At 71.5% G+C, this 22,444-nt stretch carries 18 protein-coding genes and 1 tRNA gene; 8 read left to right on the top strand and 11 right to left on the bottom strand.

Features of this window, described 5'->3' with window-relative positions; genetic code table 11:
- Positions 1-76: 76 nt before the first annotated feature.
- Positions 77-874, top strand: a complete 798-nt coding sequence (locus Q7A36_RS07960; RefSeq protein ID WP_305103143.1) for an enoyl-CoA hydratase — start codon at positions 77-79, stop codon at positions 872-874.
- A gap of 8 nt (positions 875-882) precedes the next feature.
- Complete coding sequence (locus Q7A36_RS07955; protein WP_305103142.1) at positions 883-2,508, top strand: acyl-CoA synthetase; 1,626 nt, start codon at positions 883-885, stop codon at positions 2,506-2,508.
- Positions 2,509-2,576: 68 nt separating this feature from the next.
- Here Q7A36_RS07955 and Q7A36_RS07950 read toward each other — a convergent pair whose 3' ends face one another.
- The 3 genes from Q7A36_RS07950 to Q7A36_RS07940 are packed head-to-tail and all read right to left on the bottom strand — an operon-like array spanning position 2,577 to position 7,058.
- Entirely contained in the window at positions 2,577-3,749 is a 1,173-nt protein-coding gene (locus tag Q7A36_RS07950) for a Bcr/CflA family multidrug efflux MFS transporter (RefSeq protein WP_305103141.1), read from the bottom strand.
- 44 nt (positions 3,750-3,793) lie between these two features.
- Positions 3,794-5,368, bottom strand: a complete 1,575-nt coding sequence (locus Q7A36_RS07945; protein ID WP_305103140.1) for an acyl-CoA synthetase — start codon at positions 5,366-5,368, stop codon at positions 3,794-3,796.
- A 52-nt stretch (positions 5,369-5,420) separates the two neighbouring features.
- A complete protein-coding gene (locus tag Q7A36_RS07940; protein ID WP_305103139.1) occupies positions 5,421-7,058 on the bottom strand; it encodes an FMN-binding glutamate synthase family protein in 1,638 nt (545 codons plus the stop codon).
- 203 nt (positions 7,059-7,261) lie between these two features.
- On the opposite strand from Q7A36_RS07940, the gene Q7A36_RS07935 reads away from it, so the two are divergent.
- The 3 genes from Q7A36_RS07935 (at position 7,262) to Q7A36_RS07925 (ending at position 10,770) form a co-directional block, all read left to right on the top strand.
- A complete protein-coding gene (locus tag Q7A36_RS07935) occupies positions 7,262-8,821 on the top strand; it encodes a hypothetical protein (RefSeq protein ID WP_305103138.1) in 1,560 nt (519 codons plus the stop codon).
- A 147-nt stretch (positions 8,822-8,968) separates the two neighbouring features.
- Entirely contained in the window at positions 8,969-10,045 is a 1,077-nt protein-coding gene (gene rutA, locus Q7A36_RS07930) for a pyrimidine utilization protein A (RefSeq protein ID WP_305103137.1), read from the top strand.
- Between the two features lie 143 nt (positions 10,046-10,188).
- Positions 10,189-10,770 (top strand): malonic semialdehyde reductase, encoded by a 582-nt coding sequence (locus Q7A36_RS07925; protein WP_305103136.1) that lies wholly within the window; start codon positions 10,189-10,191, stop codon positions 10,768-10,770.
- Between the two features lie 49 nt (positions 10,771-10,819).
- Here the strand turns inward: Q7A36_RS07925 and Q7A36_RS07920 are convergent, their stop codons facing one another.
- Complete coding sequence (locus tag Q7A36_RS07920) at positions 10,820-12,271, bottom strand: DegQ family serine endoprotease (RefSeq protein ID WP_305103135.1); 1,452 nt, start codon at positions 12,269-12,271, stop codon at positions 10,820-10,822.
- 113 nt (positions 12,272-12,384) lie between these two features.
- On the opposite strand from Q7A36_RS07920, the gene Q7A36_RS07915 reads away from it, so the two are divergent.
- Genes Q7A36_RS07915 through Q7A36_RS07905 form a run of 3 tightly spaced genes read left to right on the top strand, consistent with a single transcriptional unit; the run spans position 12,385 to position 14,967 of the window.
- On the top strand, positions 12,385-13,062 hold the full coding sequence (locus Q7A36_RS07915) for a winged helix-turn-helix domain-containing protein (protein ID WP_305103134.1): 678 nt from the start codon (positions 12,385-12,387) through the stop codon (positions 13,060-13,062).
- Positions 13,049-14,473: a sensor histidine kinase gene (locus tag Q7A36_RS07910; RefSeq protein ID WP_305103133.1), complete on the top strand. Its 1,425-nt coding sequence runs from the start codon at positions 13,049-13,051 to the stop codon at positions 14,471-14,473. The genes Q7A36_RS07915 and Q7A36_RS07910 overlap by 14 nt, the downstream gene beginning before the upstream one ends.
- Entirely contained in the window at positions 14,473-14,967 is a 495-nt protein-coding gene (locus Q7A36_RS07905) for a hypothetical protein (RefSeq protein ID WP_305103132.1), read from the top strand. The genes Q7A36_RS07910 and Q7A36_RS07905 overlap by 1 nt, the downstream gene beginning before the upstream one ends.
- A gap of 27 nt (positions 14,968-14,994) precedes the next feature.
- Here Q7A36_RS07905 and Q7A36_RS07900 read toward each other — a convergent pair.
- The 7 genes from Q7A36_RS07900 to Q7A36_RS07870 form a co-directional block, all read right to left on the bottom strand.
- A tRNA-Pro gene (locus Q7A36_RS07900) sits at positions 14,995-15,071 on the bottom strand.
- Between the two features lie 85 nt (positions 15,072-15,156).
- Positions 15,157-16,143, bottom strand: a complete 987-nt coding sequence (locus Q7A36_RS07895; RefSeq protein ID WP_305103131.1) for a Bug family tripartite tricarboxylate transporter substrate binding protein — start codon at positions 16,141-16,143, stop codon at positions 15,157-15,159.
- A 4-nt stretch (positions 16,144-16,147) separates the two neighbouring features.
- On the bottom strand, positions 16,148-16,942 hold the full coding sequence (locus Q7A36_RS07890; protein WP_305103130.1) for an FAD binding domain-containing protein: 795 nt from the start codon (positions 16,940-16,942) through the stop codon (positions 16,148-16,150).
- 100 nt (positions 16,943-17,042) lie between these two features.
- Positions 17,043-19,427: a xanthine dehydrogenase family protein molybdopterin-binding subunit gene (locus tag Q7A36_RS07885; RefSeq protein WP_305103129.1), complete on the bottom strand. Its 2,385-nt coding sequence runs from the start codon at positions 19,425-19,427 to the stop codon at positions 17,043-17,045.
- A gap of 120 nt (positions 19,428-19,547) precedes the next feature.
- Entirely contained in the window at positions 19,548-20,051 is a 504-nt protein-coding gene (locus Q7A36_RS07880) for a (2Fe-2S)-binding protein (RefSeq protein WP_305103128.1), read from the bottom strand.
- A gap of 357 nt (positions 20,052-20,408) precedes the next feature.
- Positions 20,409-21,449, bottom strand: coding sequence for an ABC transporter ATP-binding protein (locus tag Q7A36_RS07875; RefSeq protein WP_305103127.1), 1,041 nt, complete (start codon positions 21,447-21,449; stop codon positions 20,409-20,411).
- Complete coding sequence (locus Q7A36_RS07870; RefSeq protein WP_305103126.1) at positions 21,446-22,441, bottom strand: ABC transporter ATP-binding protein; 996 nt, start codon at positions 22,439-22,441, stop codon at positions 21,446-21,448. The genes Q7A36_RS07875 and Q7A36_RS07870 overlap by 4 nt, the downstream gene beginning before the upstream one ends.
- Positions 22,442-22,444 lie beyond the last annotated feature (3 nt).

Here is a 22,444-nt window from a genome sequence, read left to right as displayed (position 1 = left end):
AAGACTCGGAGAAATAGAAGGGGGTGCGGGGGAATACCTTCCCCCGCACTTCTTCGTTCCGGAGGTCCCGATGTCCGTGCCGAACACTCCCGCGGTCCTCCGCGCCGACGAAGGCGCCGTCGCCGTCCTCACGCTGAACCGCCCCGCCGCCCGCAACAGCCTCTCCCGCGTCATGATTGCGGCACTGCAAGAGACGCTGGACGGCATCGCGGCCGATGATGCCATCCGCTGCCTCATCATCACGGCCGAAGGCCCCGCCTTCTCCGCCGGCCACGACCTGAAGGAAATCACCGCCCATCGCGCGGACCCGGACGGCGGCCGCGGCTTCTTCGCCGAAACCATGCAGGCCTGCGCCGCCGTCATGCAGTCGGTCGTCACCCTGCCGCAGCCCGTCATCGCCGCGGTGGAGGGCGTCGCCACCGCCGCCGGCTGCCAGCTTGCCGCAAGCTGCGACCTGGTCGTCGCCGCGGAGGGCGCGAAGTTCTGCACGCCCGGCGTGGATATCGGCCTGTTCTGCACCACGCCCGGTGTCGCCCTCGCCCGCGCGGTGCCGCGCAAGGCGGCCATGGAGATGCTGCTGCTGGGCGAGATGATCCCGGCCGCCGAGGCGCACCGCATGGGCCTGGTCAACCGCGTCGTCCCGCGCGGCCAAGCCCTGGAGGAGGCGCTGGCCCTGGCGCGGCGCGTCGCCGCCCGGTCCGCGGTCGCGCTGCGGATGGGCAAGCGCGGCTTCAATCAGCAGTCCGCCCTGCCTCTGGCGGAAGCCTATGCCGCAGCCGGTACGGTCATGGTAGAGAACCTGCTGGCCGGGGACGCCGCCGAGGGGATCGGCGCCTTCCTCGGCAAGCGCACGCCGGAATGGCGGCATCGGTAGGATTCGACATGGCCGATTTCGAGACCGGGCTCGCCCGCACCCCCGCCAACCACCAGCCGCTGACGCCGCTGCTGTTCCTGGAACGCGCGGCGCAGGTCTTCCCGGAGCATCTCGCCATCGTCCATGGCGCGCTGCGCCGGAACTACCGGGAGTTGCGGGAGCGCTGCGTGCGCCTGGCCTCGGCGCTGGCGGCGCGCGGCATCGGCCGCGGCGACACCGTGGCGGCGCTGCTGCCCAACATCCCCGAGATGCTGGAATGCCATTACGGCGTGCCCATGGCCGGCGCCGTTCTGAACACGCTGAACACCCGCCTCGATGCGGCGACCATCGCCTATATCCTCGACCATGGCGAGGCGAAGGCGATCGTCGTGGACCGGGAATTGGTCCCCCTGCTCCGCGTCGCGCTGGCCCAGTGCCGGTCGCAGCCCCTGGTGATCGAGGTGGACGACCCGGAGGCGGGCGAGCAGGCCCGCGCCAATACCCTCGGCGCCCTGGACTACGAGGCGCTGCTGGCCAAGGGCGACCCCGGCTTCGCCTGGCTGCTGCCGCGGGACGAATGGGACGCGATCACGCTCAACTATACCTCCGGCACCACCGGCAAGCCGAAGGGCGTCGTCTATCACCACCGCGGCGCGCAGCTCCTCGCCACCGGCAACGTGCTCTCGGCCAGCATGGCGCGGCACCCGGTCTATCTCTGGACCCTGCCGATGTTCCACTGCAACGGCTGGTGCTTCCCCTGGACGGTCACCGCCGTCGCCGGCACGCATGTCTGCCTGCGGGCCGTGCGTGGCGCGGCCATGTGGTCGCTGATGGCGGAGCATGGCGTGACGCATATGTGCGGCGCGCCGGTCGTCATGGCGACGCTGCTGGACACGCCGGCGGCGCAGAAGCGTGACCTCAAGGGTCAGGTGCAGTTCGTCGTCGCCGGCGCCCCGCCGCCGGAAGCGGTGCTCGCCGCCATGCGCGCCGCCGGCTTCGCCGTGCTGCATGTCTATGGCCTGACGGAATGCTACGGCCCCGCCGTGGTCAACGAGTGGAACAGCGCCTGGGACGCCCGGCCGGCGCCCGAGCAGGCGAAGCTCATGGCCCGCCAGGGCGTGCGCTACCAGGCGCTCGAGGCGCTCGACGTCATGGACCCGCTGACCATGCAGCCCGTCCCGCCGGACGGCGCGACCATGGGCGAGGTCATGATGCGCGGCAACGTCGTCATGAAGGGCTACCTGAAGGACGCGAAGGCGACCGACACCGCCTTCGCCGGCGGCTGGTTCCACACCGGCGACCTCGCGGTGAAATACCCGGACGGCTATATCCAGCTCAAGGACCGCTCCAAGGACATCATCATCTCGGGCGGCGAGAACATCTCCTCCATCGAGGTGGAGGACGCACTCTACAAGCACCCCGCCGTCGCGCTGGCCGCCGTCGTCGCCAAGCCCGACGACAAATGGGGCGAAGTGCCCTGCGCCTTCGTCGAACTGAAGCCCGAAGCCAGCGCGACCGAGGCCGAGCTGATCGCGCATTGCCGCCAGCACATGGCGCCCTTCAAGGCGCCGAAGCAGATCATCTTCTCGGAACTGCCGAGGACCAGCACGGGGAAGATCCAGAAGCACATGCTGCGGGGACAGGTGCGCGCGTAAGAGCAGGGGGCGCTGCCCCCTGCAACCCCCGCCGGGGGGCGGAGCCGCCCCCCGGACCCCGGCCTGAGTCAGCGGGCCAGCAGACGGCGCGCCAGCAGGCCGAGCAGGCCGCACACTGCAATGAGAGCGGCCATGGGCAGGGCCGTGCCGTTGTGCAGCGCGCCGACCAGTGCGCCAGTGATCGCGCCCAACCCGAATTGCAGCGTGCCGATCAGCGCGGAAGCGCTGCCCGCCGCCCGCCCCTGCGGCGCCATGGCCAGGGTCGTCGCCAGCGGCATCACCGCGCCGATGCAGGCGATGAAGCAGAAGAGCAGCGCAACCATCGCCCAGAAGCCGCCGAGGCCGCTCGCCACCACCGCCAGCAGCAGCACCCCCGCCGCGGCCATCCAGACCTGCACCCAGGCCAGCAGCCGCTCCGCCGCCACGTGTCGTGCCAGCCGGGCATTCACCTGCCCCACCAGGATCAGGCCCAGCGCATTCAGCCCGAAGAACCGCGCATAACCGCCCGGCGAGACATGGAAGAGCTCCATGTAGACGAAGGGCGAGCCGGCGATATAGGCGAACATGCCCGCCGTCGGCAGCGCGCCGGCCAGGGCATGGCCCAGGAACTGCCGGTTCCGCAGCAGCCGCGCATAGGTCAGCAGGATGCCGGCCAACCCCTCCCGCCGCCGCCGCTCGGCCTCCAGCGTCTCCGGCAGCAGCAGCACGACCAGCACTGCGAGACCGGCGCTGTAGGCCGCCAGCACCCAGAAGATCGCCCGCCACTCCGCCACCGACAGCAGCGCCCCGCCGAGCGAGGGCGCCAGGATCGGCGCGAGGCCCATGACCAGCATGAGTTGCGACATCAGCCGGATCGAGCCCGCCCCCTCCGACACGTCCCGCACGATGGCCCGCGCGACCACCATGCCGGCGCAGCCGCCCAGGCCCTGGCCGAGCCGCAGCCAGATCAGCGTGTCGATGCTGCGCGTCAGCGCGCAGCCGATGGAGGCCAGGGCGAAGACGAGGAGGCCCAGCAGCAGCGCCGGCTTCCGCCCGACGCGGTCGGCCAGCGGCCCGTAGCCGAGTTGCCCGATCGCCGTGCCGGCGAAGAAGGTGGCGAGCGTCACCTGCACCGCGGCAGGATCGGCCGGCAGGCCGGCGGCGATGGCCGGGAAGGCCGGCAGGTACATGTCGGTCGCCAGCGGCCCGAAGGCCGCGATGGCGCCGAGGATCAGGGGCAGGAACCAGGGAAGCGACGGCATCCCGGGGGATTACCACCCCATGCTGCACCGCACCATGCGGCGGATCAGAAAACCATGCCCTCCTCCCGCAACCGGTCCTGCACCAGCCGCTTCGGGATCTTGCCGTAGCCGGACTTCGGCAGCGCGTCCCAGACCACGACGCGGAGCGGCTGCTTGTAGCGCGCCAGCCGGTCCTGCAGATGCGCGAGCACCTCCGGCTCGGTCACCGCCAGGCCGGGGCGGGGCACCACGGCGGCGACGCCGCTCTCGCCCCAGCGCGGATGCGGCATGCCGACCACGGCGCATTCTAGCACCGCCGGATGCGTCAGGATCGCCTCCTCCACCTCCCGCGGATAGACGTTGCTGCCGCCCGAGATGTACATGTCCGAGGCCCGGCCGGTGACGTAGAGGAAGCCTCGCGCATCGAGGTGGCCGAGGTCACCGGTGTGGAACCAGCCGCCGCGGAAGGCCTTCGCATTGGCTTCCGGATTCTCGAAATAGCCGGCGAAGACCGCGGGGCCGCGGACGCAGATCTCGCCGGTCTCGCCCGCCGGCAGGCGCTTGCCGACATCGTCCAGGATGGCGATGTCCATGCCCGTGCGCGCACTGCCGCAGGAGCCGATGGGGAAACGCGCGTCGTCCTCGACCGTGTGCTGGTCCGGCCGCAGCACGGTGATGTTGCCGGTCACCTCGCCCAGGCCGAAATACTGGACGAGGCATGGCCCGAGCTTCTCGAGCGCCCGCTTCTGGTCGGCGCGGTACATCGGCGCGCCGGCATAGATCACATGCTTCAGGGAGGAATGGTCATAGCGGTCGACGCTCGGGTGCTCGACGAGCGCGGTCAGGATGGTCGGCACGGTGAACATGTTGGTCACCCGATGCGCCTCGACCAGCCGCCAGGCCTCCTCGGCATCCAGCCGCTCGGTCGGCAGCAGCACGGTGCGGGCGCCGCGCGCGACCTGGCCGAGCTGGTGGATGCCCGCACCATGCGAGAGCGGCGCGACCACCAGGGAGGCATCGCGCTCCGTCACGCCGGGGAAGAGATCCGCCAGGTGGTTCGTCACCACGAACCCCATCTGGCCATGCGTCAGCACCGCCGCCTTGGGCCGCCCCGTGGTGCCGGAGGTGAAGAAGAACCAGAGCGGGTCGGCATGCGCCACCTCCGCCTCGTGATCCGGCGGCGGCGGCGCGGCGGCCTCCAGCACCGCCTCGTAGTCCAGCTCGTCGCCGCGGGCGTCGCCTGTGGCCAGCACCAGCTCGCAATGCCCGGCCGCGCGCACCGCATCGGCATGGCCGGCGAAGCCGCGGTCCCGCAGCATGACCCGCGCGCGGGAGGTCTCGGCGAGGTAGCCGACCTCCGCCGGCGTCAGGCGGAAATTGGTCGGCACCCAGACGGCGCCGAGCTTGAACGTCGCCCACATGCTCTCGAACATCGCGTTCGTGTTGCGCGAGTGCACGAGGATCCGATCGCCTTTCCCGATCCCGCGGGCCCGCAGCGCGGCGCAGAGCCGGTCCACCCGCGCATCCAGGGCGGCGAAGCTCCATTGCCGCTCGCCCCAGACCAGAGCGACGCGGTCGGGCAGGCGGCGGGCCGTCTGCGTCAGCAGCCGGCCCAGATTCATGGCGGTGGCGGGACCCATGGCGTTTCCTCCGCCGCCAGGGATACACCAAGCGGCGGCGCGGAAAAGGGCCTCAGGCCGGCGCCAGGGCCCGCGGCTGGAAGCTATGGGCCTCCGCGATGTCCCAATAGGGCGCGAAGCGCGGGTCGCTCGTGCCGCGCAGCAACTCGCCCGGCGCCAGGGCCGGATAGAGCTCGGCGAAGCTCTTCACCTCCTGCGCCGAGACCCGCTTGCGGAAATGCTCCAGCCGGAAATCCCGCGGATGCGCGAGACCCGCGGCCGCCACCAACTCGGCCAGCGCCTCCAGCGTCGCCTCGTGGAACTGGAAGACCCGCTGCGCCTTGTCCGGCACGTTCAGCGCCCGCGCCCGGGTCGGGTCCTGGGTCGCCACGCCGGTCGGGCAGCGGTCGGTGTGGCAGGACAGCGACTGGATGCAGCCGAGGGCGAACATGAAGCCCCGCGCCGCATTGCACCAGTCGGCCCCCAGCGCGAAGGCGCGCGCCATGTCGAAGGCCGAGGCGATCTTGCCGCTCGCGCCCAGCCGGATGCGGTCGCGCAGGCCGATGCCGACCAGGGCATTGTGCGCGAAGGACAGCCCCTCGCGCAGCGGCATGCCGAGATGGTCCATGAACTCGAGCGGCGCGGCGCCCGTGCCGCCCTCCGCCCCGTCGATGACGATGAAGTCGGGCGTGATGCCGGTCTCCAGCATCGCCTTGCAGATCGACAGGAACTCCCAGGGGTGGCCGATGCAGAGCTTGAAGCCGGCCGGCTTGCCGCCCGAGAGCCGCCGCATCTCGGCGATGAAGCGCAGCATCTCGACCGGCGTGGAGAAGGCCGAGTGGCGGGAGGGCGAGATGCAGTCCTGCCCCATCGGCACGCCGCGCGTCTCGGCGATCTCCCGGCTCACCTTCGCCGCCGGCAGCACGCCGCCATGGCCCGGCTTGGCACCCTGGCTGAGCTTGAGCTCGACCATGCGGATCTGCGGCTGCGCCGCCGTCGCCGCGAAGCGCTCCGGCGAGAAACTCCCGTCCGGGTTGCGCGCGCCGAAATAGCCGCTGCCGATCTCCCAGATGATGTCGCCGCCGCCCTCGCGGTGATAGGGGCTGAACCCGCCCTCCCCCGTGTCATGCGCGAAGCGGCCGAGCTTCGCGCCGCGGTTCAGCGCCCGCACGGCATTGGGCGAAAGCGCGCCGAAGCTCATCGCCGAGATGTTGAGGATCGAGGCATCGTAGGGCTGGGCGCAGTCCGGCCCGCCGATGACCAGCCGGGGCGGCTCCTGGCCCGGGGCGGCGGCGAGGACGGAATGGTGCAGCCATTCGAATCCGGTGCCGTAGACCTCGTACTGCGTGCCGAAGGGCCGCTTGTCCAACTGCATCTTGGCCCGCTGGTAGACCACCGCGCGCTTGTCGCGGCTGAAGGGCGTGCCGTGCTTCTCGTCCTCGAAGAAGTACTGCCGCATCTCCGGCCGGATCTCCTCCAGCAGGAAGCGGAGATGCGCGGCGATCGGGTAGTTGCGCAGGATCGCGTGCCTGGTCTGCGTCAGGTCGCGGAGGCCGAGGCCGACGAAGCCAGCGCAGAGGACCGTCAGCGGCGCCAGCCAGCCCGCCTGGTCCCAGGCAAGCAGCAGGGACAGCAGCCCGGCGAGGGTGGCGATGACGAAGCCCGTGAGGGTCGCGAAGCGTGCGGTGAAGGCGAGGTGCAGCGGCGGCATGGCGTTCCTGTCCCGGCGCGGATCCCGCTCGCGCCGGCGCCAAGCTAGCCGATGCAGCCGTGGAACGGCGCCGTCCTTTGCCTGAAACCTCGATGACGGTGCCCGCGCGACGATGAACCGATCTCACGCAGATGTCGGGTGCCCTCCCTTCGCAGCCGCAGCATGGGCTTCGGTGCCATCGAGCGACCCGAGGATCGACCGCCATGCATCTCTCGCGTGCCGCGGGCGCGCCACCGCGCGCCGCCGCCACGGCCGCCTTGCCCGCCTGGGCCATCGCGCTCGGCGCCTGGGCCCTGCTGGTGCTGGGCATCGCGGGCGCCATGCTCGCCCTGCCGCATGGCGCGATCTTCTACACGCTGGATGATCCCTACATCCACCTGGCGCTGGCCGAGCGGATCGCGCTCGGCCATTACGGCATCAACCTGGGCGAGGTGACGGCGCCCTCCTCCTCGGTCCTCTGGCCCTTCCTGCTGGTGCCCGGCGCCGGCGAGCCCTGGCATGTCTGGCTGCCGCTGGGGATCGACCTCGCCTGCGGCGCGGCGACGGCGGTGCTGCTGGGCCGGCTGGTGGACCGGCTCCCCTGGGGTCCCGGCACGCTCTGGGCCCGCGCGGCGCTGGCGGTGCTGCTGGTGCTGGCGGGCAACCTCGCGGCGCTGGCCTTCACCGGCATGGAGCACAACCTGCAGGTGCTGCTCGCGGCCGCCTGCGCCTGGGGCGTGGCGGAGGCCATGCGCGGCCGGCCCGTCCCCCTCTGGTGCCTCGCCGCCGCGGCGATCGGCCCGGCGGTGCGCTACGAGATGCTCGCCCTGGTCGGCGCGCTGATGATCGCGCTGGCGGGGCAGCGGCGCTGGGGCGCGGCCGCGGGGCTGCTGCTCGCCGCCCTGGTCCTGCCGGTGGGCTTCGGCGCCTGGCTGGTCTCGCAGGGGCTGCCGCCGCTGCCGAACTCGGTGCTGGCCAAGGCCGATGCCTATGCCGGGTCGGCGGGGCTGGCGGGCAAGCTGGCGGAGCTTCTCGGCAATCTTGGCGCGCTCTTCGTCAATCCGCGCCGCTGGCCCTACCTTGCGCTGACCGCCCTGCTGGCGGCGCTCGCGCTGCGGGCGCCGCCGGTGCAGCGCTGGCCGCTGCTGGGCGCGGTCGCGGCGCTCGGCCTGCATGCGCTGGTCGGCAAGTTCGGCTGGTTCTTCCGCTACGAGGTCTATGCGGCCCTCTTCGGCGCCCTGGTGCTGGTCACCGCGCTCGCTGCCGCATCGCGCCCCTGGCGGATCGCCGGCGCGCTGGTCGTCCTCGGCCTCGGCCTCGCCCAGGCGCCGGCGAATCTCCTCTCGCCGCGCGCGGCGCAGAACATCCAGGACCAGCACTACCAGATGCACCGCTTCGTCGCGGAGTTTTGGAAGCAGGACGTGGCGGTGAACGACCTGGGCTGGGTCAGCTACCGCATCGACCCGCATGTCTACGTCCTCGACCTCTACGGCCTCGCCTCCAACGAGGCGCTGCGCGAGCCGAACAAGGATGCCGCCTGGCTGGCACAGGTGGTGGGCCGGCACGGCATCCGCTTCGCCATGCTTTATCCCTGGTGGTTCAAGGGGATCCCGGACTCCTGGGTGGTGGTGGGGCGGCTCTGGCTCTCCGGCACCCGCGTCGCGTCGAACGGCGACAACGTCACCTTCTACGCGACCGATCCCGCCGCGGCGCCCGAGTTGCGGGAGAAGCTGGCCACCTTCGCCCGGACGGTGCCGGAGGGCGTGCGGGTGGAAATCCACTGACGCCCAGGCCTTGGGCAATCCGGCGCCGGATGCCCAAGGCTGCCTCAGCGCATGGTCGCCCGGCGGCTTTTTGCCGGGAAGGACGGCATTCACACCCGCCCGGCGCGGGGCAACATGCAGCCCCCGACCCCGCACCGGAGCGGCTTCATGGACATCGGCGTCTTCCTCCCGATCGGCAACAATGGCTGGCTGATCTCCACCACCAGCCCGCAATACCGGCCGAGCTTCGACCTGAACCGGGAGGTGACACAGAAGGCGGAGCGCTACGGCCTCGACTTCGCCCTCTCGATGATCAAGCTGCGCGGCTTCGGCGGGCCGAGCGAGTACTGGGACCACAACCTCGAGAGCTTCACGCTCATGGCCGGCCTCGCCGCCGTGACCACGCGGATCAAGCTCTTCGCCTCGGTCGCCGTGCTGACCATCCCGCCCGCGGTCCTCGCCCGCATGGCGGTGACGATCGATTCCATCAGCCATGGCCGCTTCGGGGTGAACATCGTCTCGGGCTGGCAGAAGGCCGAGTACGAGCAGATGGACATCTGGCCGGGGGAGCGGCATTTCGAGCGGCGCTACGAATACTGCTCGGAATATGTCGAGGTGATGAAGCAGCTTTGGGCCACCGGCCGCTCCGACTTCCAGGGCGAGTTCTTCCGGATGACGGATTGCCGGGTCAGCCCGCAGCCCGGCGCGAAGATCGACATCATCTCGGCCGGGCAGTCCAACCGCGGCATGCGCTTCGCCGCCGAGCATGCCGACTACAACTTCATCAGCGCGGGCGGGATCAACGACGTCTCCCAGGTGCGGCCGCATACCGAGCGGCTGCTGGCCGCCAATGCCGCGGCGGGGGCGGACTGCAAGGCCATGCTGCTGATGATGATCATCGCCGACGAGACGGACGAGGCGGCGATGGCGAAATGGCACCACTACGTCGCCGGCACCGACCTCGAGGCACTCGCCTGGCGCGACGGCCAGGCGGCGGCCGACGTGAAGGCGGAGGCGCACAGCACCGTCGGGCGCATGGTCCGCTCCGACCGCGTGCCGACCAACATGCTGCGCCTGATCGGCTCCTACGAGACGGTGGCGCGGCAGCTCGACGCCCTGGCGGAGACGCCCGGCCTCGCCGGCGTCATGCTGACCTTCGACGACTTCCTGGTCGGCATGGAGCAGTTCGGCCAGCGCATCCAGCCGCTGATGCGCTGCCGCCGGCACCTGCGCCAGGCCGCGTGAGGCCGCCCCGCCATCCCGGCGGCGGGGACCGTTGCGGACCGCCGCGAAAGGCCGCATGACGCCTGGCTGTACGAGATGGTGATGAACCCGGCGCCGCTGCGCGCCGACCGCACCGCCCTGCCCGCCACGTGACGGAGACGAGGATGATCGATCAGGCCGCCCTGGACGCGCTGTTCCTCAATGCGCGCACTCAGAACAAGTGGACGCCCGAGCCGGTGAGCGAGGCCGAGCTCCGCCAGCTCTACGACATCCTGAAGATGGGCCCGACCTCGGCCAATTCCTCGCCGGCGCGCTTCGTCTTCGTCACGACGCCCGAGGGCAAGGAGAGGCTGCGGCCCGCCCTCTCCTCCGGCAACCTCGAGAAGACCATGGCGGCGCCGGTCACGGTCATCATCGGCTACGACACCGCCTTCTACGAGAAGCTGCCCTTCCTCTTCCCGCATGCCGATGCGCGGTCCTGGTTCACCGGCAGCGCGGCGCTGGCCGAGGAGACCGCCTTCCGCAACGGCACCCTGCAGGGCGCCTACCTGATGATCGCGGCGCGGGCGATCGGCCTCGATGTCGGCGCCATGTCCGGCTACGACAAGGCGAAGGTGGACGAGGCCTTCTTCGCCGGCACGACCATCAAGGCGAATTTCCTCTGCAACATCGGCCATGGCGACCCGGCGGGCGTCTACGGCAAGCTGCCGCGCCTGCCCTTCGAGGAAGCCTGCCAGATCGCCTGACCCGGAGGGGTCGCGGGGAAGGCCAGGCCCTCCCCGCCCCGCCCCGCCGTCAGGAGGCCTTCAGCGGCAGCGCGATGAAGGCCCGGCCGCCCTCGCGCTCGACCTGCAGCGCGATCGCCGCCTTGCCGTCGTGCCGCGCGGCGCCGACCGCCTCCACCACGTCGCGCGGGCCGCGCACCGCCTTGCCGCCGGCGCGGAGGATGACGTCGCCCGGCTCCAGCCCCTGCTCGGCCGCCACGCTGTCCGGCCGGACCTGGGCGACGACCGCGCCCTCGCCGTGCTCGTTCGGCGCCAGCGCCAGGCCGAGATTGGCCTGGGACTGCCGCTCCTCGCCATTCGCCCGCGCCTCGCGCGTATCGGGCGCTTGGCCGAGCGTCACCGATTGGGTCACCGGCTTGCCGTCCCGCAGCAGGTGCAGGGTCACGCTGCCGCCGGGCTTCACGCCGGCCACGGCCTCGGCCAGGTCGCGCGGCAGGACCACCTGGCGGTCGTTCACCGCCGTCACCACGTCGCCCGGCTGCACGCCGGCCTTGGCCGCGGGCCCGTTCCGCTCGACGCCGCCGATCAGCACGCCCTTGCTCTCCTGCAGCGACAGGGCGGAGGCGAGTTCGCCGTCCAGCTTCTGCATGGAGACGCCGAGCCAGCCGCGCTCCACCTTGCCGCTGGCGCGGAGCTGCTCCACCACGCTCTGCGCGAGGTTGGCGGGCACGGCGAAGCCGATGCCGACATTGCCGCCGGAGGGCGAGAAGATCGCGGCATTCACGCCGACGACCTCGCCGGCCGTGTTGAACAGCGGGCCGCCGGAATTGCCGGGATTGATCGGCGCGTCGGTCTGGATGAAGTCGTCATAGGGCCCGGCGCCGATGGAGCGCCCGCGGGCCGAGACGATGCCCGCCGTCGCCGTGCCGCCGAGGCCGAAGGGATTGCCCATGGCCAGCACCCATTCGCCGACGCGGGTCCGGTCGCTGTCACCGAACTTCACGGTGGGCAGGTTGTTGCCGGCCTCGATCTTCAGCAGGGCGATGTCGGTCTTCGGGTCGGTGCCGATCACCTTGGCCGGCAGGTCGCGGCCATCGGCCAGCTCGATGCGGACGCTGTCGGCCTCGCCGACCACGTGGTTGTTGGTCACCACATAGCCGCTCGGGTCGATGATGAAGCCGCTGCCCTGGCCCATGGTGCGGTGGGGCCGCTCGCCCTGCATGCGCTGCTGGAAGAAGCGCTCGAAGGGCGTGCCGCGCAGTTCGGGCGGCAGGTCCGCGACGCCCTGGACGCGGGCATGGCCGGTGACGGTCACGCGCACGACGGCCGGGCCGACGCGGGCGGCGAGGTCGGCGAAGTCTGGGCCGGCCGGGCGCGGCAGGGCGATGGCGGTGCCGGGCGCGGCCGGCGCCGCGGGCTGCGCCTCGGCACGGAAGCTCCAGGGCGTCAGCGCGGTCGTCGCCAGCGCGAGCGCGAGGGCGCCGGTGGCGGCAAGCTTCACGCGGCGAGTCGGGGTGGGCATGGCGTGCTCCTTGGCTGGGCCGCCCGACCGGGCGGCATGGGGCCATGGAACACCCCGCCGCTTGCCCCGATGCTCGCCCGAGGCATACCAATCCGTATGCTCGGAGGCGTGCGGTGAAGATCCTGGTCGTCGAGGACGATGCGGAGACCGCTGATTATGTCGTGCGCGGCCTGACGGAGGCCGGCCATGTCGTGGATCGCGCGGCCGATGGGCGGGAGGGTCTCTTCCTCGCCAGCGACGGCGGCTACGACGTGCTGGTGGTGGACCGCATGCTGCCGAGGCTGGACGGGCTCGGCCTGGTGCGGGCGCTGCGCGCGGCAGGCGTGCGGACCCCGGCCCTGTTCCTGACGGCGCGGGCCGGTGTCGGCGACCGCGTCGAGGGGCTGGAGGCCGGCGCCGACGACTATCTCGGCAAGCCCTTCGCCTTCGCCGAATTGCTGGCGCGGCTGAACGCCCTCGCCCGCCGGCCGCCCCTCTCCGCCGAGCCGACGGTGCTGCGCGTCGCCGACCTGGAGATGGACCTGCTGAAGCGCGTGGTGACCCGCGGCGGCCAGCGGATCGAGCTGCAGCCACGCGAATTCCGCCTGCTGGAATACCTGATGCGCCGCGCCGGCCAGGTGGTGACGCGCACCATGCTGCTGGAGGGCGTCTGGGATTTCCACTTCGACCCGAAGACCAGCGTGGTGGAGACGCATATCAGCCGCCTCCGCGCCAAGCTGGACCGCGACGGCGCGCCGCCGCTGATCCACACCATGCGCGGCGCCGGCTACTGCCTCCGTGCGCCGGACTGAGGTGCCCCGGGCCGAGCCCCGGGGCGGGAGGGGCGCCTGGTGGCGCACCACCGCCTTCCGCATCACCCTGCTGCACCTGGTCCTGACGCTGCTCGGGACCCTCGCGCTCTCGGCCGTTGCCTGGTGGGCGACGACCGGCTTCGCCCTGAGACAGTTGGCGCAGGAGGTGGAGCGCGACTCGGGCGTGCTGCTGCAGGCGGCGCGGCTGGGCGGCCCGGCCTCGGCGGCGCTCTCGATCGAGGCGCGCATCGCCGCCGACCGCAGCGGCACGCAGTATTTCCTCCTGGCGGGGCCGGAGGGCCAGCGCCTCGCCGGCAACCTGGCCCGGGCGCCGCGCGCGCCGGGCTGGGAGAGGCTGAGCCTCTCCGGCGCCGGGGTGCAGGCGGAGCTGCTGGCGCTCGGCACGGCGCTGCCGGGCGGCGGCTTCCTGGTGGTGGGGCGGGATGTCGCGCCGGTGCGGCAGTTGGAGGGATTCCTGCTCGCCGCCGCCGGCTGGGTGGGCGGGGCGGCGCTGCTGCTCGGCCTGCTGGGGGGCGGGCTGGTCGGGCGCGGCGTCACCCGCCGGGCGGCGGCGATGGAGGCGGCGCTGGCGCGGGTGGAGGCGGGCGAGATCGGCCATCGCCTGCCGCTGCGGGCGGGCGGCGACGAGTTCGACCGGCTGGCGGGCCGGATCAATGCCACCCTCGACCGCGTGCATGCGCTGATGGCGACGCTGCGGCAGGTGACCGACGACATCGCGCATGACCTGCGCACGCCGCTGACCCGGCTTCGGCAGCGGCTCGAGGCGGCGCTGCGGAGTGCCGAGGGCGACGCGGCCTGGCGGGCGGCGACCGAGGCGGCGGTCGCGGATTGCGAGCACCTCCTCGACATCTTCGCCGCCCTGCTGCGCATCGCCCAGGTGGAGAGCGGGGCACGGCGGGCGGGCTTCGCACCCTTCGACCTCTCCGCCGTGGCGGAGGCGGTGGCAGAGGTCCACCTGCCGGCGGCCGAGGCGCGCGGCCAGGTGCTTGAGGCACGCATCGCCCCCGGGATCGTCGCACAGGGCGACAGGGATTTGGTAACGCAGGCCGTGTCGAATGTGGTGGACAATGCCGTGAAGCACGGGCGGCCGGGCGGCCGGATCGTGGTGGAATTGCAGCCCGGCCCGGCGGGCGGGGCGGTGCTCACGGTGTCGGATGACGGCCCGGGCATCCCGGCCGGGGAGCGGCAGGCGGTGCTGCAGCGGTTCCACCGGCTGGATGCGGCGCGGGCGACGCCCGGGACGGGCCTCGGCTTGGCGCTGGTCGCGGCCGTGGCGGAACTGCACGGGATGGCGCTCAGCCTGGGCGACAATGCCCCGGGGCTGGTGGTGAGGCTGGACATACCGGGCGCGCCACCAGGCCCGCCCGGCAAGGACGGGAAGGCGGCGTGATGCGGGGTCTTTGGCGGGGCGGCATGGTGGGCCTCATGGTGGGCCCTGTGGTGGGTCTGGGGCTGCTGCTGGCGGCCGGGCCGGGGCAGGCGCAGGTCTGGCCGCTGCATGTCGGGCCCGGCCTCGACGCGGCGAACAACGCCATGGCGGAGTTCGACCTGCTCCGGCGTGGCGCGCCGATCCAGGCGCAGCCGCCGGTGGTGCCGCTGCGGGCCACCCTCCCCGCCGTGCCGGCCTGGACCCCGCCGCCGGTCCAGCAGCCCCGTATCCGCCGCGCCGCCGCGCCACGGCCGGCGAATCGCGAGGTGGCCCAGACGGCCCCGGCGCCCGCGGCCGCCCCGGCGACGGAGCCGCCGGCCCGCAGCCCCGATATCGAGGCGGCCGAGCGGCGCCTCGCCGAGCGCGAGCGGCTCCTGCGGGATCTGCAGCGGGACGTGGAAGAGGAACGACGCCTGGTGAACGAGCGGCGCGGGTCGCAGCGCGCGGCGCGCTGAAGGCCACCCCACCGCGGGGGGGCGGAATGGTCGGAGCGGCGGGATTTGAACCCACGACCCCCAGTCCCCCAGACTGATGCGCTACCAGGCTGCGCTACGCTCCGACGCGAGGCGGGATAGCACCCCGGACGCCGCGCCGCCACCCCCCTGCCCGGGCTTTGCAGCAATCACGCAGCGGATCCCGGCCCGCTATTCGGGGCTGAGGCCCATCTGCTTCACCACCGCCGTCCATTTGGTGACCTCGGCGGCGACATAGGCGCCGAAGGCCTCGGGCGGGCCGCTCTGCGGCTGGATGCCCTGCCGGGCCAGCGCGCCGCCCACATCCGGGCGCGCCATGGCGATCCGCAGCGCCGCGTTCAGCTTGCCGATGATCGGCGCCGGGGTGCCGGCCGGCGCGAGCACGCCGCCCCAGCTGACCGTCTCGAAGCCCGGGATGGTCTCGGCGATGGCGGCGAGGTCCGGCGCCTCCGGCACCCGCTGGAGGGAGGTGACGGCGATTCCCCTCACCCGCCCCGCCCGCACATGCGGCAACAGCACGGGGACGGTGTCGAAATTGACCGGGATCACCCCGGCGATCAGGTCGGCGGTGGAGGGCGCGCTGCCGCGATAGGGCAGATGCGTGAGCTGGATGCCCGTCAGGCTCTTCAGCAGCTCCATCGCCATGTGGCCGGCCGAGCCGACGCCGGCCGAACCGTAGCTGAGTTTCCCCTGCTGCTCCCGCGCATGGGCGAGGAAGCCCGGGAAATCCTGCACCGGCACGCCGGGATGCACCGCCATGATCTGCGGCACGATGGAGACGGCCATGACCGGGGCGAAGTCGCGCAGCGCGTCGAAGGGCGTGCGCGGGCCGTAGAGCGCCGGGCCCATGCCGTTCGGCCCGGCATTGCCCATCAGCAGCGTGTAGCCGTCCGGGGCGCTGCGGGCGACGAGTTCGGCCGCGATGAAGCCGTTCGCCCCCGGGCGGTTCTCCACCACCAGGGTCTGGCCCAGCATCTCGGTCATGTGCGGCGAGAGGAGGCGGGCGATGATGTCGCTCGCCCCGCCCGGCGGATAGGGGATGACCATGCGGATCGGCCGCTGCGGCCAGTCCGATTGCGCCCATCCCCGGGAGATCGGCGCCGGCGAGGCCAGCGCGACGGCCGCCCCGCCGAGGATGGTCCGGCGGGGCAGCGTCACCGGGTCAGCCTGCGCTGGCGACCGCGCGCTTCGCCATGACGGTGACGAGGTGCGCGCGATACTCGGCGCTGCCGTGGATATCGCCGTTCAGGCCATCGGCATCCTGCTTGATGCCGCCGACCGCATCGGCCGACCAGTTGGAGGACAGCGCCTGCTCCATGGCCGGCTGGCGGAAGACGCAGGGGCCGGCGCCGTTGATGGCGACGCGCAGGCCGGACTTCGTCTTGGCGACGAAGGCGCCGGCCATGACGTAGCGGCTGGCCGGGTTGCGCATCTTGGCGTAGCCGGCCTTCTCCGGGATCGGGAACTCGATGGCGACCAGCAGCTCGCCCGGCTCCAGCGCCGTGGTGAACATGCCCTGGAAGAAGTCATCCGCCGCGATGCGCCGCTTGTCCGTGACGACGGTCGCGCCGAGCCCGAGCACCGCCGCCGGGTAGTCCGCCGCCGGATCGTTGTTGGAGACGCTGCCGCCGATGGTGCCGCAGTTGCGGACCTGGGTGTCGCCGATGGTGGAGGCCATCTGCGCCAGCGCCGGGATCGCCGCCTTCACCTCGGGGCTGTTGGCGACCTCGATATGCTTCGTGAGCGCGCCGATGACGATCTTGTCGCCATCCCGCTTGATGCCCTTCAGCTCCGCGATGCCGGAGAGGTCGACGATGGCCGAGGGCTTGTTGAGCCGGTGCTTCAGCGCCGGCAGCAGGGTCTGGCCGCCGGAGATCGGCCGCGCCTCGGGATCGGCGGAGAGGATCTTCACCGCGTCCGCGACCGAGCTCGGCTTGTGGTAGGCGAAATCGTACATGCGACGGACTCCTCCAGTCGTTTGCCGGCCGGTTCGCGCCTCCGGACCGCCGGGGGGGGAATCACCCCCGGGGCCCTCCGGCGACCGGCCAGCCGGTCCCTTACTCGGCGGCCAGCTTATGGCTGCCGTGGATGATGTTCCAGATCTTGGCCGGCGTCGCCGGCATTTCGATATGGCGCACCCCGTAATCCTTCAGCGCATCCACCACCGCATTGATGACGGCGGGCGGGGAGCCGATGGCGCCGACCTCGCCGCAGCCCTTCACCCCGAGCGGGTTGTGGGTGCAGAGCGTGGTGTGGGTGGCGACGCTGACCGGGGGCAGGTCGTTCGCCCGCGGCATCTGGTAGTCCATGAAGCTGGCCGAGAGGAGCTGGCCGCTCTCGTCATAGACCGCCGTCTCCAGCAGCGCCTGGCCGATGCCCTGGCAGACGCCGCCCTGCACCTGGCCCTCCACGATCATCGGGTTGATCACGCGCCCGACATCGTCGACCGCGGTGAAGTTCACCACATCGACATGGCCGGTGTCGGGGTCGATCTCGACCTCGCAGATATGGCAGCCGCCGGGGTAGGTGAAGTTCTTCGGGTCGTAGAAGGCGGTCTCCTCGAGGCCCGGCTCGAGCTCCTCGATCGGGTAGTTGTGCGGGACATAGGCGGTCAGGCAGACCTCGCCCCAGCTCTTGGTCCGGTCGGTGCCAGCGACGCGGAAGGTGCCGCGATCGAACTCGACGTCCTCGACCGAGGCCTCCATCAGGTGCGCCGCGATCTTGCGCGCCTTGGTGACGATCTTGTCCATGGCCTTGACGATGGCGGTACCGCCCACCGGCAGGCTGCGGGAGCCATAGGTGCCCATGCCGAAGGGGATCTTCGCGGTGTCGCCATGGACGATGTCCACCTGCGCCATCGGCACGCCGAGCCGGTCGGCGATCAACTGGGCGAAGGTGGTCTCGTGCCCCTGGCCGTGGCTATGCGTGCCGGTCAGCACCGTGACGCTGCCCGTCGGGTGGACGCGGATCGTGCCCACCTCATAGAGGCCGGCGCGGGCGCCGAGCGCGCCGACGGTGGCGGAAGGCGCGATGCCGCAGGCCTCGACATAGGTCGAGATGCCGATGCCGCGCAGCCGGCCGCGCGCCTTGGCCTCGGCGCGGCGCTGCTCGAAGCTCTCCCAGCCCGCCGACTTCAGGCCCATCTCCAGCGTCGCCTGGTAGTCGCCGCTGTCGTATTGCAGTGCGACCGGCGTCTGGTAGGGGAAGGCGTCGGCGGGGATGAAGTTGCGGCGGCGGATCTCGACGCGGTCCATGCCCATCTCGCGCGCCGCGACATCCACCAGCCGCTCGAGCAGGAAGGTCGCCTCCGGCCGGCCGGCGCCGCGATAGGCGTCCACCGGCGTGGTATTGGTGAAGACCGCCTTCACCTCGGCATAGATGGTGGGCGTGGTGTACACGCCGGCCAGCAGCGTGGCGTAGAGATAGGTCGGGACGGAGGTGGCGAAGGTCGAGAGATAGGCGCCCATGTTCGCCAGCGTCCGCACGTGCAGCGCCAGGAACCTGCCGTCCTTGTCGAGCGCCAGCTTCGCCTTGGTCACGTGGTCGCGGCCATGCGCGTCGGTGACGAAGCTCTCCGTCCGGTCGGCGGTCCACTTGATGGGTCGGGCGATCTTCCCGGCCGCCCAGGTGACGATCGCCTCCTCGGCATAATGGAAGATCTTGGACCCAAAGCCGCCGCCGACATCCGGGGCGACGACGCGCAGCTTGTGCTCGGGAAGCTGCAGCACGAAGGCGCCCATCAGCAGGCGGATGACGTGCGGGTTCTGGCTGGTGGTGTAGAGCGTGTACTCGCCCGTCGTCGGGTCGTAGTCGCCGATGGCCGCGCGCGGCTCCATGGCATTGGGGACGAGGCGGTTGTTGACCAGCTCGAACTCGACGACCTTGTGGGCGTTCTGGAAGGCGGCCGCATTCACCGCGGGGTCGCCGATATGCCAGTCGTAGCAGAGATTGCCGGCGACGCCGTCATGCACCACCGGGGCGCCCGCGGCGATGGCGGCCTCCGTCGAGGCGACGGCCGGCAGGACGTCGTAGTCCACCTCGATCGCCTCGGCCGCATCGCGCGCCTGGGCGCGCGTCCCGGCGATGACGACGGCGACCGAATCGCCGACATGCCGGACCTTGCCCTGGGCGAGCACGGGATGCGGTGGCTCGGCCATCGGCGAGCCGTCCTTGTTGTGGATCTGCCAGCCGCAGGGCAGCCCGCCGATGCCCTGCATGTCCTCGCCGGTGAAGATGGCGATGACGCCCGGCATGGATCGGGCTGCGGCGAGGTCGATGCCCCTGATCCGCGCATGCGCATGCGGCGAGCGCAGGATAGTGGCATAGGTCTGGCCCGGACGGTTGATGTCGTCCGTGTACTGGCCGCGGCCGGAGAGGAAGCGCAGGTCCTCCTTGCGCCTCACGCTCGCACCGATGCCCTCGAAGGGTGTCACCACATTCATTGCAACGCCTCCCAGGCATAGGTCGGCCCTGCCGGGGCGGCAGATCCGCTCGGCCCCGAGCCTTCCCTGATCCATGCTGATGTCGGGCGGGGCGCGCCGCGTGACGCGCCCGGCCAGGGATTACTCGGCGGCGGGCGCCAGTTCCGCGCGGCGGCCGTGCATCACGTCCTGCGCCGCGGCGATCGCCTTGACGATGTTGTGGTAGCCGGTGCAGCGGCAGAGATTGCCTTCCAGCCCCTCGCGGATCTCCTTCTCGGAGAGGCCGGCGGGATGCTTCTGCACCAGGTCGATCGCCGACATCACCATGCCCGGCGTGCAGAAGCCGCACTGCAGCGCATGATATTCGCGGAAGGCTTCCTGCATCGGGTGCAGCGTGCCGTCCTGCTTCGCCAGGCCCTCGATCGTCGTCACCTGCGCGCCATTGGCCTGCAGGGCGAGCATGGTGCAGGACTTCACGCTGTCGCCGTTCACATGCACCACGCAGGCGCCGCACTGGCTGGTGTCGCAGCCGACATGCGTGCCCGTCAGGCGCAGCTTCTCGCGCAGGAGTTCCACCAGCAGCGTGCGGCCTTCGACCTCAACCGTGTGGGTGGTCCCGTTCACGGTCAGTGTAACCTGCGGCATACCGCGTCTCCCCCGGTGGCTGCGGCCGGACGGCCGCGTTTCGGGGGCAAAGGTCGCCTCGCCCCCGGCTTCCGTCAAGCACTGGCGCGTAACCCCTTGGACGAAAGAAGCATTGGACCAAAGGCGGGGGACGGCGTGGCCGCAACGGAAGCCCGGCGGCAGCCGGAACGGGCCGGCCACCGACGCTGACGGCGCATCCTGCGGCGCCCGAACCGGTCACAGCGGAGTGCCCCCGCGCAGCCGGGCAGGCATTGTCGCGTCGGGCCGCAGGCCCGGCGCCGCACCGCGGCGGCACGGTCGCCTCACAGGCATGTGCGGGGCTGCAGCGCCCCGCGCCGGGCTGGCGCGGGGGAGCCGTCAGGCGGCGACCAGCGCCGCGCCCTTGGCGACGGCCAGCGGATTCTCCGCCTCCGGCCGGTCGTGCAGGTGGCAGGCCGCGACATGCCCGGAGACGAGGGCGGTCGGCACCTGCGCCAGCTTCGGCTCCTCCACCCGGCAGCGGTCGAAGGCATAAGGGCAGCGGGTGTGGAAGCGGCAGCCCTTCGGCGGGTTGATCGGGCTCGGCACGTCGCCCGTCAGGATGATCCGCTCCCGCTGCTTGCCCGGCATGGGCACCGGCACGGCGGAGAGCAGCGCTTCCGTATAGGGATGCTTCGGCGCGGCGAAGAGGCTGCGCTTCGGCGCCACCTCGACGATCTTGCCGAGATACATCACCGCGACGCGATGCGTCATGTGCTCGACGATGGCGAGGTCGTGGCTGATGAAGAGCAGCGCGAGGCCGAGCTCCTGCTGCAGGTCCTGCAGCAGGTTCACGATCTGCGCCTTGACCGAGACGTCGAGGGCCGAGACCGCCTCGTCGCAGACGATCAGGTCCGGCTCCGCCGCCAGCGCGCGGGCGATGCCGATGCGCTGCCGCTGGCCGCCGGAGAACTCATGCGGCCAGCGGTTCACCGCGTCGCGCGGCAGGCGCACGGTGTCCATGAGCTTGGCGACCCGCGCCTCCAGGTCCTTCGAATCCTTCGCCAAGCCGAAATTGCGGATAGGCTCGGCCAGGATGTCGCGCACCTTCATGCGCGGGTTGAGCGAGCTGAAGGGATCCTGGAAGACCACCTGCACCCGCCGGCGCATCGGCCGCAGCGCCGTGGTGGAGAGGTCGTCGATCCGCTTGCCGTCCAGCACCACCTGCCCCGAGGTGATGTCGAAGAGGCGGAGAATCGCCTTGCCGACCGTGGACTTGCCGCAGCCGGATTCGCCGACCAGCGACAGCGTCTCGCCCTTGGCGATGGAGAAGGAGACGCCGTCCACCGCATAGACATAGCCGGTGGTCGAGCCGAGCAGCCCGCCCTTCAGCGGGAAGTGCTTCTTGAGCTCGTTGACCTCGAGAATGGCTGCGCTCATGCCGCGATCGCCTCTTCCTTCACGGCGTAGTGGCAGGCCGCCACATGGCCGGGCGCCTTCGCCTCCAGCGCCGGCGCCACTTGGCGGCAGAGATCGGTCGCGTGCGGGCAGCGGCCGGCGAAGACGCAGCCCGGGATCTTCTGCTTGAGACTGGGGACGAGGCCCGGGATCTCCGCCAGCCGCGTCTCCTCTCCGTGCAGGGAGGAGCCGAGCTTCGGCATGGAGCCGAGCAGGCCCTGGGTATAGGGGTGCTTGGGGTCGTTGAAGAGCGGGCCGACCGCGGCTTCCTCGACCTTCTTGCCGGCATACATGACGATGACGCGCTCCGCGACCTCCGCCACCACGCCGAGATCGTGGGTAATCAGCACGATGGCGGCGCCGACCGTGCGCTTCAGGTCGCGCATCAGCTCCAGGATCTGCGCCTGGATGGTGACGTCGAGCGCCGTGGTCGGCTCGTCGGCGATCAGCAACTTCGGGTTGCAGGCCAGCGCGATGGCGATCATCACGCGTTGCCGCATGCCGCCCGAGAGCTGGTGCGGGTATTCCCGCACGCGGCGCCGCGGCTCCGGAATGCCGACCAGGGTCAGCATCTCCACCGCCTTGTCCTCGGCCTGCTTCGCCGAGAGGCCCTGGTGCAGCCGCAGCGTCTCGCCGATCTGCCGCCCGACCGTCAGCACCGGGTTCAGCGAGGTCATCGGCTCCTGGAAGATCATGCTGATCTCGTTGCCGCGGATGTCGCGCATCTCGCGGTCCGAGAGCTTCAGCAGGTCCCGACCCTGGAAGCGGATGGAACCGGCGATCTTGCCGGGCGGCTCCGGGATCAGCCGCAGGATGGACATGGAGGTGACGGACTTGCCGCACCCCGATTCGCCGACGATCGCCACCGTCTCGCCGGCATTGACGTGGAAGGAGACACCGTCGACGGCGCGGTTGATCCCGTCCGGCGTGCGGAAATGCGTCTGCAGGTTCTCGACCTCGAGAAGCGGGGGCATGCG

Source organism: Paracraurococcus lichenis, from assembly GCF_030657435.1.
Taxonomy (GTDB): domain Bacteria; phylum Pseudomonadota; class Alphaproteobacteria; order Acetobacterales; family Acetobacteraceae; genus Paracraurococcus; species Paracraurococcus lichenis.
This window is presented reverse-complemented; position numbering and strand designations above follow the sequence as displayed.

Excerpts from the sequence above, each read along its gene's own strand:
- Q7A36_RS07955 (WP_305103142.1), top strand. The coding sequence starts at position 883 with ATGGCCGATTTCGAGACCGGGCTCGCCCGCACCCCCGCCAACCACCAG.
- Q7A36_RS07950 (WP_305103141.1), bottom strand. The coding sequence starts at position 3,749 with ATGCCGTCGCTTCCCTGGTTCCTGCCCCTGATCCTCGGCGCCATCGCG.
- Q7A36_RS07945 (WP_305103140.1), bottom strand. The coding sequence starts at position 5,368 with ATGGGTCCCGCCACCGCCATGAATCTGGGCCGGCTGCTGACGCAGACG.
- Q7A36_RS07940 (WP_305103139.1), bottom strand. The coding sequence starts at position 7,058 with ATGCCGCCGCTGCACCTCGCCTTCACCGCACGCTTCGCGACCCTCACG.
- Q7A36_RS07935 (WP_305103138.1), top strand. The coding sequence starts at position 7,262 with ATGCATCTCTCGCGTGCCGCGGGCGCGCCACCGCGCGCCGCCGCCACG.
- rutA (WP_305103137.1), top strand. The coding sequence starts at position 8,969 with ATGGACATCGGCGTCTTCCTCCCGATCGGCAACAATGGCTGGCTGATC.
- Q7A36_RS07925 (WP_305103136.1), top strand. The coding sequence starts at position 10,189 with ATGATCGATCAGGCCGCCCTGGACGCGCTGTTCCTCAATGCGCGCACT.
- Q7A36_RS07920 (WP_305103135.1), bottom strand. The coding sequence starts at position 12,271 with ATGCCCACCCCGACTCGCCGCGTGAAGCTTGCCGCCACCGGCGCCCTC.
- Q7A36_RS07905 (WP_305103132.1), top strand. The coding sequence starts at position 14,473 with ATGCGGGGTCTTTGGCGGGGCGGCATGGTGGGCCTCATGGTGGGCCCT.
- Q7A36_RS07890 (WP_305103130.1), bottom strand. The coding sequence starts at position 16,942 with ATGTACGATTTCGCCTACCACAAGCCGAGCTCGGTCGCGGACGCGGTG.
- Q7A36_RS07885 (WP_305103129.1), bottom strand. The coding sequence starts at position 19,427 with ATGAATGTGGTGACACCCTTCGAGGGCATCGGTGCGAGCGTGAGGCGC.
- Q7A36_RS07880 (WP_305103128.1), bottom strand. The coding sequence starts at position 20,051 with ATGCCGCAGGTTACACTGACCGTGAACGGGACCACCCACACGGTTGAG.
- Q7A36_RS07875 (WP_305103127.1), bottom strand. The coding sequence starts at position 21,449 with ATGAGCGCAGCCATTCTCGAGGTCAACGAGCTCAAGAAGCACTTCCCG.
- Q7A36_RS07870 (WP_305103126.1), bottom strand. The coding sequence starts at position 22,441 with ATGCCCCCGCTTCTCGAGGTCGAGAACCTGCAGACGCATTTCCGCACG.